This is a genomic window from Actinomycetota bacterium, assembly GCA_041658625.1.
In the GTDB taxonomy this organism is placed as follows: Bacteria; Actinomycetota; JAHEXW01; order JAHEXW01; family JAHEXW01; genus JBAZZW01.
This window is the reverse complement of sequence record JBAZZW010000002.1, coordinates 394,472-406,549: the sequence shown is the minus strand read 5'-3', so window position 1 is coordinate 406,549 and position 12,078 is coordinate 394,472. Positions and strand designations below refer to the sequence as shown.

The following is a 12,078-nucleotide window of genomic DNA, read 5'->3' as shown; positions in this document are numbered from 1 at the left end:
GAGGGCGGGCGGGAGCCTCGACCCTGGGTTTCCTTCCTCTCCCCCAGGGGGAAAAATTAGCACTTATAATATCGTGCATGCAGACAAATCACGCACGAGCGGAGAGCATTGTTCGCGAAGGCGTTGCGACTTGAAACACGGGGTCAGGCCCTGTCGCTTATGAAGAAAGGGCCTGACCCCAAAGCAAAAACGATGGTAGGCCGCGAGCCTGCCTGCGGCAGGCAGGCTGCATGCGAGTCTATTTCTTTCCCTACTATTTCTTAGGTTCTTGTTTCTTGACCTTTGACTTAATTATGTCTCCGTACATTTTCGCGCGTTCAGAAGCGCCTTTGACAAGGCCGTCTTTCTCTTCTTTCATAACATGAGAAACGCCCGCCAGCTGCACTTCCAGGACGTTGGCCCCGTTTTTCTTGATATATTCATTAATAATTGTTTCAACGCCGAACCTGGATTTACTAAAGTCGGGGACCTTCAGCAAGAGAGATCGTTTGATGGCACGCTGGCTGTTTATGCTGGGCATGAACTTCTGCGACATGTCGGTTGCCATGCGGCCGCCTGTAAAACGGCCGGCCGTCATGTCCAGGGTTTCGTCTTCCCGCATCGGCCGGATCAATGCCGCTAGGTGTTTGGGGCGTAATCCCTGCAGGTCGGCGTCTATAAAAACGACCACGTCAGCGTCCGTGGCCATGATCGCGGACCACATTGCCCCGCCTTTGCCTATGTTGTGAGACAAAGCCAGTACGTTTACGCCGTATTCCTTGGCCGCCTCTACGGTATCATCCTTGCTTCCGTCATCAACTACCAGGATATCGTCAACCTCCCGGCAGGCCTTAGCGGCGCCGATGACGGCTCCGATCCTCTCCGCTTCGTTATATGCCGGAATGATCACGATTACTTTCATGCTCTGATTATCCTTTATCGAAGGGTTTATCGGCAAACCAATGCTTTTCTTGAAACATGGGGTCAGGCCCTATCACTTAAGAAGAAAGGGCCTGACCCCAAAGCACTAACGATGGTAGATCGCGAGCAGCATGCGAGTCTATTTATCTTGAGCTTAATATGCTTGGGCAAAGATTGCTCGCCTTCCCGGTTTTCCGCAGACTGCGCACTTTCCATCCGTCTGCTCTTCGTTGAACGGCAGCACCCGTATGGTCGCTTTGGTTTCTGCTTTGACCTTATCCTCGCACTCGGGACACTCACACCAGTGCGCGTCCATGAATCCGCGCGTTTGTCGCATCACGTTCTTCATCTCGTCCAGCGTTTTTACTTTGAATGTATTCTCCTTCTGGAATATTAAGGCCTTTGCGTATAGAGATTGCTGGATTTCCTCCAGTAAACGCTCAACCTCACATTCAAGTTGTGCCTGAGGTATGAATATCTTTTCTTTGGTGTCCCGTCTAACCACTACAACCTGGTCTTTCTCTATGTCTTTGGGACCGATTTCAATTCGCAGAGGTACACCGCGAAGCTCGTGTTCATTGAATTTCCAGCCCGGTCTGTACTCGTCGCGAAGGTCCGCTTCTACACGAAACTTCTTACTCAGCGCGTCCTTTAAAGCGTTGGCGACCGCCCCGACCGCCTCTTTGTTGGTGTCGTCCCATATCGGCACGATTACAGCTTGGACGGGCGCGATGCGAGGCGGCATGATCAAGCCCGCGTCGTCGCCGTGCGTCATGACCAATCCTCCGATCAACCGCGTTGATACGCCCCATGACGTTTGCCAGCCGAACTTCTCGGTTTCGTCCTTGTCCAGGAACTTGATATCAAAGGCCTTGGCGAAATGCTGGCCCAGGTCGTGCGAGGTGCCGGCCTGCAAAGCCTTCCCGTCGCTCATCAAAGCCTCTATTGCGTAGGTCGTTGACGCGCCGGCGAATTTCTCCGATTCCGATTTGAGGCCGACCAGTACCGGCATGGCCAGGACGTTCTCGGCAAACTCCCGGTAGACGTCGAGCATTTTCAAAGCCTCGGCTTCGGCCTCTTCGGCCGTAGCGTGCACAGTGTGCCCTTCTTGCCAGAGAAACTCCGTTGTCCTCAGGAATAGCCGCGTGACCTTCTCCCAACGAAGGATATTGGCCCACTGATTGATTAGGACCGGCAGGTCGCGGTAGCTCCTGATCCATTTGCTGTACATTGAGCATATAATAGCTTCGCTGGTCGGTCTGATGGCCAGGCGCTCTTCCAGCACTTCCCCGCCCCCGACCGTCACCCAGGCGACCTCCGGCGCAAAGCCTTCCACGTGCTCGGCCTCTTTTTGGAGGAGACTCTCCGGAATGAGGAGCGGGAAATACGCGTTTACGTGGCCGGTTTCCTTGATGCGGCTGTCCAGCGCGTCCCTGACGTTCTCCCACAGAGCGAAACCGTACGGCATGATAACCATACAGCCCTTGACGGGCGCATAGTCGGCCAGTTTAGCCATCCTGATGACGTCTGTGTACCAGCGGGACATATTCTGACTCTTCTTGGTCAGCTTCTCGGGCATCTTCTCATCTATAGTTAGATCGGTCACATGCGCTCCTTGTGGGGCTTGGTCCCCTCACCTTAATCCTCTCCCCGTAGGGGAGAGGAAATCTTTAGTGTTGCCAGTCGTTTTCTTTATAATCCCGCTTTATTATATCTATCTCGCGCATTAATTCGTCGAGGTAATCGTCTTCATTGACCGTGCGAACTACCTCACCGTTCTTAAAAATCGCTCCCTTGCCCTTACCCGCCGCCAGGCCTATATCTGCTTCCCTGGCTTCGCCCGGTCCGTTCACAACGCATCCCATTATGGCCACCGTGATAGGCGGATAATCGCCCTTGCCAAGCTCTTCCTCGACGTCCCTGACCAGTTCGATTAAGTCAAAACTTGTCCGGGCGCAGGTCGGGCAGGAGATAATGTCTAGTTTCTTAATCAAACCCAGCGACGACAAGATCTCCCTGGCGATAAACACCTCGTCCACGGGATCGGCCGTCAAGGAAACACGCATTGTGTCCCCGATGCCTTCAGAGAGGAGAATTCCCAAACCTACCGACGATTTGACAGTCCCGGAGACAAAAGGACCGGCCTCGCTTACGCCGATGTGAAGCGGGTATTCGGATTGCTTCGATAGCAGCCGATAGGCGTCAATGGTCGAGGTCGGCGAGCTGGCTTTGACGGATATCTTGAACTCGTTAAAGCCGGCCTTCTCCAGAACGGCGGACGCGGCGACCGCGCTTTCCACTAGAGCCTCCGGCGTCGGGTGGCCGTGTTTCTTAAGGATGTCTTCCCTGATTGAGCCGGCGTTGACGCCGACGCGCATGGCTTTGTCGAGTTTCTTAGCCTCCGCGGCCACCGCCGATATATCCTGGTCTCGCATGTTGCCGGGATTTATCCGGACGCAGTCCGCGCCGTTTTGCATGGCCAGTATGGCCATCCGCCAGTCGAAATGAACGTCGGCGATAAGCGGAACCTTCATGTCGGGCTTTATGTCCTTAATCGCGTTGCCCGATTGTTCGTCAGGCACCGAAACGCGGATCAACTCGCAGCCCGCTTTCTCCAACCGTTTGATCTGCTTGAGCGTTTTCTCGACGTCGGCGGTCTTGGTGTTGGTCATGGATTGAACGCGGACAGGGGCGTTGCCGCCGACCGTTACACCGCCGATATTGATTTGTCGAGTCTTCAATCTGACAATGTTCAAAAGATTGACCTTTTTCTAGTGACCTAGGTTAATTTCGGAGTGATGTTAGTGAAAAAGAGCATCTATCTTCACTTCAACAATCACCCCAAAACTCACTTCCATTTTCACTTCAGTCTACTTAAACGGATCGGGTATGGCCTTAAAAATATCAAGATAAAGAGCCCAAATAGTGGCCAAGAGCAGCAGGCCGACGCCGGTGAACTGGTAAGCGTAAACCGCGCGGTTGGAAAGCTGCCGTCTTATCACCCGCTCGACCGTCCATAGCAGGGCCCTCGCCCCGTCCAACGGGAAAATCGGTATCAGATTTGTCGCTCCGATCGCGACGTTTATAAAGGCCACGAAATTCAGGAAGATTATATAGCCGTGTTGGGCGGCTTGGCTCGTTACCTGTACGATGCCGACAGGACTCATCGGCCGGAACGGCAACCTTCCCATCAGCAGCAGGACAAGGCTTCTAAATATCTCGTAGAACAACGTGGCTACCCATATGAAAGCAGCTTGAACTGCCGGAAAGAAACCCATACCGATGTTATAGGTAGTCCTCTTGGCGACGATGCCGATATAGCGGGCGCCGTCCTTTGTGCCGAAACCGCTGGTTAAGGTAATTTTCTTGCCATCTCGCACGACGGTGACTTTAACCGTATCGCCCTTGGCGCCCTGTAGTTTCTCGACCGCCCGCTGCCATGTCGTAACACTGGCGCCGTTAATCGCCACAATCTTGTCGCCGGCTTTTATACCCGCTTTGGCCGCCGGGGATTTGGCTTCTACGCTATCTATGGTCGTCGTTACGCCAGGGACGCCGACCATGAAGATAACCACATAGACCAGGAAGGCCAGAATCGTATTGGCGACCGGCCCGCCCGTCACCATCAGGACGCGCTTCCAGTATGGGTATAGAAAAAACTTCTCAGCTTCTTCCGGGGGGAGCATTTCCTTCTCCCGCGGGTCCAGACCTGGGATTTTAACGTAGCCGCCAAACGGTATCGGCCCGACGCCATAGACGGTGCCGCCGATCTTTTTCTTGATGATCGGTTTGCCGTAGCCCAGACAAAAAACATCTACCGGAATGCCGAACAGCTTGGCGAATCCGAAATGTCCGAACTCATGAACAATCACAATTATGCTGATGACCAGGATTCCTAGCAGAATATACCACACGTTAAGACCAGCCCTCCGTGACCGTATTGATATAGGCCAAAGCGCCGGCGCGAGCCGACTTCTCCGCGTTTTCGATGGCCTCTATAGAGTCGGCGGCTTGGCCGGTGTGGCTTTCCAAAATCTCTTCGATAACGGCCGGGATGTCGGATAACCCGATATCCGCTTTCAGGAAGGCCGTCACGGCTTCCTCGTTAGCCGCGTTGACGGCGGCCGGGTAGGTGCCGCCCCGCCGCCCCGCCTCATAGCCGTATTCCAGACACGGAAATGTCTTTCTATCGGCGGCCTCAAACGTCAGCTTGCCAAGGTGTATCAGGTCGATGAAGCCCGCCGGCGTCGGACGCCGGGTAGGATAGGTCAACGCGTATTGGATCGGCAACCTCATATCGGTCGGACCCAGTTGCGACAGCACGCTGCCGTCGACGAACTCGACCAAAGAATGGACAATGCTCTGCGGGTGAACAACCACGTCGATCTGCTCGTACGGCAGGCCGAACAGGAAATGCGCCTCGATGACCTCAAGCCCCTTATTCATCAAGGTCGCTGAGTCGATTGTAATCTTCGGGCCCATGGTCCAGCGGGGATGCGCCAGCGCGTCTTCCACAGTCACATTCAGCAACTGCGCGCGCGTCCGGCCGCGAAACGGTCCGCCGGACGCGGTTATAATAATCCTTTTGACTTCGGACATGTTTTCACCCGTCAGGCACTGGAAGATGGCCGAATGCTCCGAATCGATCGGGATTATGTCGCAGCCGGCAGCTCTGGCCGCCCTCATCACAAGCTCACCTCCCGCCACCAGGCTCTCCTTGTTTGACAGAAGCAGGCGCTTGCCCGCTTTAAGGGATTCTAGAGTCGGCCGTAAGCCAGCTGAACCAACCAGGGCGTTTATGACCGTGTCGGCTTCTTTCAGACGGCACAGCTCCAGGATGCCTTCAAGGCCGATGCCTGAAGCCAGCGCGGTCTTCGGGTTGCCGGGTAAGGCCGCTGCCTGCTCTTTTAAAAGAACCGCGTTTGAGAATGCCGACAACCCGACAACATTGTATTCGTCGGGGTAAGCGGCTATCACGTCCAGCGCTTGGCGGCCGATGGAGCCGGTCGAGCCGAGGATTACGATATTTTCCATAAATACGGTCTCCTAATACAGGTAGAACAAAATGTAAATAAACGGGGCGGCGAAAAACAAACCGTCGAATCTGTCTAAAACTCCTCCGTGACCGGGGATGATGCGGCCGAAATCCTTAATGCCCACTTCCCTCTTAAGCATCGAGGCGACCAAGTCTCCCAGCTGCGCGATGACGGCTACGGTAATTCCCAGCGAAATGCCCTTGGGCCAGCTCAGCCAACCAATAACCGAAAAGAAAACGCCAGTCGACAGCGCCGCGACCGCGCCGGCCACCGCTCCCTCAATCGTTTTCTGGGGGCTGATTTCCGGCGCTAATTTGTGTCTTCCGATGGCCTTACCGATAAAGAACGCGGCCATATCGCAAGCCCAGACGCAGACGACCGCGGCCAGGATAATGTCCCGGCCGGATCCCAGACGGTAGGTCAAGATCAGAAAACTTGGGAAAAGCCCCGCATAGAGCGATCCCAAGACTGTTACACCCGCGTCAAGACCGGCGCGCGCCCGGCGGGCCGTAAATATCTGCCATATCAAGACAGAGGCGACCAGCGCCGCCATGAAAACCATAATCAATTGACGGAAACCCGCCGCCACCATAACCGGAAAAGTGAGACCAAACAAGACGCCCAGCCAGGTCACCGGAAATATGTTTTTGTTCGGCCACGGCGCGTAGTATTCCAGCAACGCAATCAGAGATAAAGCGATAACCGCCACCGCGAACGGCCAGTACCCCAGCCATATCAAGCCGACCAGAATCGGAGCCCCGATAAGTCCGCTGACAATCCTAACCCACAGCATGTTTAACCTGCCTCAGGGTCCAGGCCGCCGAACCGCCTGGAACGCTTTTGATACTCGTAGACCGCCTCGTAAAAGTCTCTCTTGTCGAAATCAGGCCATAAAACCGGCGTAACCCACATTTCCGTGTAGGCGATTTCCCATAATAGAAAGTTGCTGACGCGCATCTCCCCGCTGGTTCTTATGAACAAATCCGGATCCGGGATTTCGGGGTCATATAATCTGGCAGCGAAAACATCCTCGTCGATATCCTCAGGATTTATCGCGCCCGAGGAGGCCTCGGCCGCCAAGCGCTTGGCGGCGTCGACGATCTCCGCGCGGCCGCCGTAGTTGACCGCCAGGACCAGGTTGCCTTTTGTGTTGCCCGCCGTCAAGTCCAACGACTTTTCAATCTCCGCGACAATCTCTGGCGGCAACTCGCGCCATCTGCCCAAGGCTTTTAACCTTATGCCTTGATCGTTCAGTTCTTTCAGCTCGCCCTTGATCGTTTCGACCAAAAGCTTCATCAGCCCGCTGACTTCATCCTCCGGCCGGCGCCAGTTCTCCAGCGAGAAAGCGTACAGGGTAAGGTAATCGACCCCCAAGTTCCGGGCGGCTTCAAGCGCTCTCTTTACCGATTTGACGCCAGCCCTGTGACCTGCGATGCGCGGCAATGCGCGTTTCTTGGCCCAGCGGCCGTTGCCGTCCATGATGATGGCGACATGCGCCGGGACTCTAGCCCTATCTATTTTTCCTAGAAATAGGTCTTCGCCGGAACCGTCCGCGCGAAGACCTGTTGTCTTTTTCATATCAATATACCGGAGGCCCGCGCTACACCTCCAATATCTCCTGCTCCTTATTCTTAAGCATCTCGTCGATTTCTTTAATGTATTTGTCGGTTAGTCTCTGCGTTTCTTCCTCAGCCCGACGTTCATCGTCCTCGGAAACTTTCTTGTCCTTCTTGAGAGACTTCAGATGTTCGTTGGCGTCGCGTCTGACGTTTCTGATGGCAACCCGGCTTTCCTCGGCCATCGTTTTGACTACTTTAATCAGGTCTTTGCGGCGCTCTTCGTTTAGCGGAGGAATAGGCAGATGCACTACGTTGCCGTCGTTGCCGGGGGTTATCCCCAAGTCCGACTGTTGAATGGCTTTCTCAATGGCCGGGATGGACGTTTTGTCGAACGGATGCACTACAAGAAGCCGCGGTTCCGGCGCGGATACGGTCGCCAGCTGGATAAGCGGCGCTTCGGCGCCGTAATATTCCACCATTAGCCTGTCTAGCAAAGCAGTCGACGCCCTGCCTGTACGGACGGTCATGAACTCGTCTCTCAAAACCTGGATCGCTTTTTTCATCCGGTGCTCGGCGTCAACCTCGATTTTGCCGCTGAACTGGTCCATTGTCCCTCCTTGAGTTGGTTCTAGGAAACGATAGTACCGATTTTCTCCCCCAGGATGACTTTCTTGATATTGGCGGGTTCGGTGATGTTGAAGACGATTATGGGCAGGCTGTTGTCCCGGCAAAGTGTGATTGACGTTGCGTCCATCACCTTTAAATCGCGGTTTATTACGTCCATGTATGACAAAGAGTCAAACAGCTTCGCCGACGGATTGGTTTCCGGGTCTGAGTCGTAAACGCCGTCGACGCGAGTGGCTTTTATAATCGCGTCCGCCTCGACCTCCAAAGCCCTAAGCGAAGCGGCCGTGTCCGTTGTGAAGTACGGGTTGCCGGTGCCGGCCGCGAAGATGACGACTCGGCCTTTCTCAAGGTGCCTGACAGCCCGCCGCCTGATATAGGGTTCGGCGACCTCCTGCATGGAGATGGCCGATTGGACGCGGGTGAAAACGCCGTGCTGCTCCAGCGCGTTCTGCATGGCCAGCGCGTTGATTACCGTCGCCACCATACCCATATAGTCTCCGGTCGCCCGCTCGATACCATGTTTCTCGGCCGGAGCGCCCCGAAAAATGTTACCGCCGCCCACGACGATGGCTATTTCCACACCTTCATCGTGGACGGCTTTAATCTGTTCGGCGATGGCGCCGATTATTTCGTAGCACAAGCCGGTTCCGGAGTCGGGGTCGGCCAACGATTCTCCGCTCAGCTTTAACAGAACCCGTTTATATACCGGTTCCGGCATCTGTTATCCTTCCTCGCCCAGGCCGAAACGAGCGAATCGTCTGATGACAACATTCTCTCCGGTCTTTGAGGCCAGGTCGGTCAGCAATTGACCGATAGTCATCGACTCATCCCTGACAAAGCCTTGGTTCAAAAGGACTTTTTCCTTAAGATAATCCTTCGCCTCGGCGTCGGACATGCCCTTCAGGATTTCCTTGGGCACATCGTCTTCCTTAACGTAATCCGGCGCGGCCGCCGCGATATGCATGGCGACGTTGTGAGCGAACTGCTTGAACGCTTCATTTCTGGCGACGAAGTCCGTCTCGCAGTTTATCTCGACCAGGACCCCCAGCCGGCCTCCCCCGTGAATGTAGGGCTCGACCAGGCCTTCGTTGGCCGTTCTCTCGCTTTTATCGGCCGCTTTCAAGAGGCCTTTCTCCCTTAGGAAATCAGCCGCCTTGGCAGCGTCACCGCCGCATTCGGTCAGCGCCCGTTTGCAGTCCATGACGCCGGCGCCGGTAACTTCGCGAAGGTTCTTGATTTCATCTACTGATGCCAAGTTCTTCTCTTCCTTTCGTTTATTTTGTTTCCACAGCCGGTTTACCAGCCGTCCTGCCCGCCGGAGCTTCAGCGGCGGCGGGATCCTTGGCCGAGGATGGAGCCTCGGCAGAGGCTGGCTCGGCAGAGGCTGGCTCGCTTGTTGGAGCTTCTGCGGCGGCTGTTTCCGCCGCGGCCGCCTCGGCGTCCTTTACCGCCTGGGAGCCCGCTTTGCCTTCCATGACGGCGTCGGCTATTACCCTGGCGATCAGGTTGACCGAGCGGATAGCGTCGTCATTGCCCGGGATGATGTAGTCCACATCGTCCGGATCGCTGTTCGTGTCTATCAGCCCGATAATGGGCGTTCCCAGTTTCCGGCCCTCCTTTATGGCGAGGGCTTCTTTGCGGCCATCTATGACGAACATAATGTCCGGCAGCTTATTCATCCTGCGTAAACCGCCTAAACTGATGGCCAGCTTTTCCTTTTCGCGCTTTAGTTGCAGGATGGTCTTTTTGGGCAGGCCTCCCCAGTCGTCGCTCTCGTCTTTCTTTTCGAGCTCTTCCAGTCGGCGCAACCGCTCCTTAATGGTGACGAAATTGGTCAGCGTACCGCCCAACCAGCGCTGGTTCACATACGGCATATCACACCGGTCGGCCTGTTCCCTGATGCCTTCCTGGGCCTGTTTCTTGGTCCCCACGAACAGCACCATCCCGCCTTTCGTCGACACATCCTTAACGAATCCGTAGGCCTTATCAATGAAGTCGAGCGATTGTTCCAGGTCGATAATGTGGATTCCGTTGCGTTCGGTGTAGATGTACTTCTTCATCTTGGGATTCCAGCGTCTTGTCTGATGACCGAAATGTACGCCCGCTTCTAAAAGGCTCTTCATCGAGATAATTGCCAATTCTTGTCTCACCCCCTTTTTTTGCAAAAAAATACGCGCGTCTCTTCCTTAGAGACGCAACGTCTAGTTTATCACAGATATTTTTACCCGTTCAAATTAAATATACTGCTTCAGCTTTGCTTTTAGCTGCAGAATGGCCTTCGTGTGCATCTGCGAGACGCGTGATTCCGTTACCCCCAGAACCTCGCCGATCTCCTTCAATGTTAGGCCTTCGTAGTAGTAAAGCGCGATAACGGTCTTTTCCCGCTCCGGCAGGCGGTCGATAGACTGCGCGAGCAGCGTCTTCATCTCCTCGACCTCAAAGGTCGCGGCCGGTTCGGCGCTGGTCTCGTCTTCAATAATGTCGATTAAGCCGACGCGCCCGTCCATATCCTTGCCGACAGTAAAGGTGTCGTCCAGGGCTACTACGGCCGTGTTGCCGATCTGACTAATGGTTTCATGGAGCTTATCCTTGGATATTCCGAGTTCCCGGCAGACTTCCTCGTCCGTCGGTGTCCTTTTCAGGCGTCCCTCGAGTTCCACGTAGGTCTTCTCCAGCTCTTTGGCTTTAAAGCGAATCGAGCGGGGAATCCAATCCAGGGACCGAAGTTCATCGATGATGGCGCCTTTGACTCGGGCGATGGCGTAGGTTTCGAACTTAATGTTCTTTGATAAGTCGAATTTCTCGATGGCGTCGATTAAACCAAAGACGCCGCAGCTTACCAGATCTCCGTGGTCGACGTTTGGGGGGACTCTAACATAGATGCGGCCGGCAACGTATTTCACGAGCGGCGCATAATGCAGAATCAACCTGTCGCGAAGCTCCGGCGCCGCCGTTTCTTTGTATTGCCGCCAGACCTCCTGAATCTCGTTCTGCTCTTGTGTCTTTTCCTTGTCCTGTTGCGGTTTCGCCTCTATTCGATTCATGAATAAAGAATACTACAACTTAGGGTCGCGGGTGAGCTTGCCGGTAGACGTTTTTAAGGCGCCGTTTATCAAGATGCGTGTAAATCTGCGTTGTCGCCAGGTCGGCGTGCCCCAAAAGCTCCTGGATGGTCCTCAAATCGGCGCCCTCCTCCAGCAGATGCGTGGCGAAAGAATGCCTGAGCATATGCGGGCTGGCCCGCCGTCCCAGCCGGCTTCTTCCGGCCGCCGCTTCGACGACATACTGAAGGCTTCTCACCGACAGGCGGCCGCCTCGGTTGTTTATGAACAAAGCTTCCGGAGGCGGTTCCGTTACCGCGTCTTTGGTCCGCGCAATAGCCACATAATCGGCCAGGGCTTGCGAGGCGACCGCGGTATAGAAAACGATCCGTTCCTTATCTCCTTTTCCCTTGACGCGTAGTTCCTTTGTCTCCGGATTCAAATCCCTTACATTAAGCGACGCGAGTTCGCTGACTCGGAGGCCGGTCGCGTAAAGAAGTTCCAGTACCGCCCGGTCGCGCAAGGACCTTTTGAGGTTGGGCCCGGGCTCCTCGATCATCTTGACGACCTCGTCCCGGCTTAGAACCCTAGGCAAGGTTTTCGGCGCCTTGGGGAAACCTACCAACATAGCCGCGTTGGCCTCCAACCGGCCTTCGCTGCAGAGAAAAGACAGAAACGATCTGATAGCGGAAAGACGTCTTTTGACGGTATTTTTGGAGAGCTTTAACGTGTCGCAATAGGCGAGATATCTTCTAAGAAAGCGGTAATCGACAGCCCCTAAATCCGTCTTTCCCGAGCGTGACAAGAACTCCAGAAAGGTTTTTACGTCGCGTCCGAAGGCGTCTATCGTGTGCGGAGAATACCGGTTCTGGCTTTCTAGGTAACCAAGGTATCGGGCCAGATCCTCTTCCATCT

Annotated in this window: 13 protein-coding genes; all 13 read right to left on the bottom strand. The window is 54.9% G+C overall.

Going from position 1 to position 12,078, the window contains the following annotated elements:
• Nucleotides 1–253 precede the first annotated feature (253 nt).
• Nucleotides 254–901, bottom strand: a complete 648-nt coding sequence (locus tag WC891_06920) for a glycosyltransferase family 2 protein (protein MFA5867673.1) — start codon at nt 899–901, stop codon at nt 254–256.
• Between the two features lie 153 nt (nt 902–1,054).
• A complete protein-coding gene (gene proS, locus WC891_06915) occupies nt 1,055–2,479 on the bottom strand; it encodes a proline--tRNA ligase (protein MFA5867672.1) in 1,425 nt (474 codons plus the stop codon).
• 91 nt (nt 2,480–2,570) lie between these two features.
• Entirely contained in the window at nt 2,571–3,650 is a 1,080-nt protein-coding gene (ispG, locus tag WC891_06910) for a flavodoxin-dependent (E)-4-hydroxy-3-methylbut-2-enyl-diphosphate synthase (GenBank protein MFA5867671.1), read from the bottom strand.
• A 120-nt stretch (nt 3,651–3,770) separates the two neighbouring features.
• Nucleotides 3,771–4,814: a M50 family metallopeptidase gene (locus tag WC891_06905; GenBank protein MFA5867670.1), complete on the bottom strand. Its 1,044-nt coding sequence runs from the start codon at nt 4,812–4,814 to the stop codon at nt 3,771–3,773.
• Between the two features lies 1 nt (nt 4,815).
• On the bottom strand, nt 4,816–5,934 hold the full coding sequence (gene dxr, locus WC891_06900) for a 1-deoxy-D-xylulose-5-phosphate reductoisomerase (protein MFA5867669.1): 1,119 nt from the start codon (nt 5,932–5,934) through the stop codon (nt 4,816–4,818).
• 12 nt (nt 5,935–5,946) lie between these two features.
• Entirely contained in the window at nt 5,947–6,729 is a 783-nt protein-coding gene (locus WC891_06895; protein MFA5867668.1) for a phosphatidate cytidylyltransferase, read from the bottom strand.
• Between the two features lie 2 nt (nt 6,730–6,731).
• The gene (locus WC891_06890; protein ID MFA5867667.1) at nt 6,732–7,514 is read right to left on the bottom strand and encodes an isoprenyl transferase; all 783 of its coding nucleotides are present in this window, start codon (nt 7,512–7,514) and stop codon (nt 6,732–6,734) included.
• Between the two features lie 22 nt (nt 7,515–7,536).
• Nucleotides 7,537–8,103 (bottom strand): ribosome recycling factor, encoded by a 567-nt coding sequence (gene frr / locus WC891_06885; protein ID MFA5867666.1) that lies wholly within the window; start codon nt 8,101–8,103, stop codon nt 7,537–7,539.
• A gap of 20 nt (nt 8,104–8,123) precedes the next feature.
• Complete coding sequence (gene pyrH / locus WC891_06880) at nt 8,124–8,840, bottom strand: UMP kinase (GenBank protein MFA5867665.1); 717 nt, start codon at nt 8,838–8,840, stop codon at nt 8,124–8,126.
• Nucleotides 8,841–8,843: 3 nt separating this feature from the next.
• Entirely contained in the window at nt 8,844–9,377 is a 534-nt protein-coding gene (gene tsf / locus WC891_06875; protein MFA5867664.1) for a translation elongation factor Ts, read from the bottom strand.
• A 19-nt stretch (nt 9,378–9,396) separates the two neighbouring features.
• Complete coding sequence (rpsB, locus tag WC891_06870; protein ID MFA5867663.1) at nt 9,397–10,245, bottom strand: 30S ribosomal protein S2; 849 nt, start codon at nt 10,243–10,245, stop codon at nt 9,397–9,399.
• 111 nt (nt 10,246–10,356) lie between these two features.
• A complete protein-coding gene (whiG, locus tag WC891_06865; GenBank protein MFA5867662.1) occupies nt 10,357–11,166 on the bottom strand; it encodes an RNA polymerase sigma factor WhiG in 810 nt (269 codons plus the stop codon).
• A gap of 19 nt (nt 11,167–11,185) precedes the next feature.
• Nucleotides 11,186–12,076 carry a site-specific tyrosine recombinase/integron integrase gene (gene xerA / locus WC891_06860; protein MFA5867661.1) on the bottom strand — a complete coding sequence of 297 codons (891 nt, stop codon included), beginning with the start codon at nt 12,074–12,076 and terminating at the stop codon, nt 11,186–11,188.
• Between the last annotated feature and the right edge of the window lie 2 nt (nt 12,077–12,078).

Excerpts from the sequence above, each read along its gene's own strand:
- dxr (MFA5867669.1), bottom strand. The coding sequence starts at position 5,934 with ATGGAAAATATCGTAATCCTCGGCTCGACCGGCTCCATCGGCCGCCAA.
- rpsB (MFA5867663.1), bottom strand. The coding sequence starts at position 10,245 with ATGAAGAGCCTTTTAGAAGCGGGCGTACATTTCGGTCATCAGACAAGA.
- whiG (MFA5867662.1), bottom strand. The coding sequence starts at position 11,166 with ATGAATCGAATAGAGGCGAAACCGCAACAGGACAAGGAAAAGACACAA.
- frr (MFA5867666.1), bottom strand. The coding sequence starts at position 8,103 with ATGGACCAGTTCAGCGGCAAAATCGAGGTTGACGCCGAGCACCGGATG.
- pyrH (MFA5867665.1), bottom strand. The coding sequence starts at position 8,840 with ATGCCGGAACCGGTATATAAACGGGTTCTGTTAAAGCTGAGCGGAGAA.
- WC891_06890 (MFA5867667.1), bottom strand. The coding sequence starts at position 7,514 with ATGAAAAAGACAACAGGTCTTCGCGCGGACGGTTCCGGCGAAGACCTA.
- xerA (MFA5867661.1), bottom strand. The coding sequence starts at position 12,076 with ATGGAAGAGGATCTGGCCCGATACCTTGGTTACCTAGAAAGCCAGAAC.
- WC891_06895 (MFA5867668.1), bottom strand. The coding sequence starts at position 6,729 with ATGCTGTGGGTTAGGATTGTCAGCGGACTTATCGGGGCTCCGATTCTG.
- proS (MFA5867672.1), bottom strand. The coding sequence starts at position 2,479 with ATGCCCGAGAAGCTGACCAAGAAGAGTCAGAATATGTCCCGCTGGTAC.
- WC891_06920 (MFA5867673.1), bottom strand. The coding sequence starts at position 901 with ATGAAAGTAATCGTGATCATTCCGGCATATAACGAAGCGGAGAGGATC.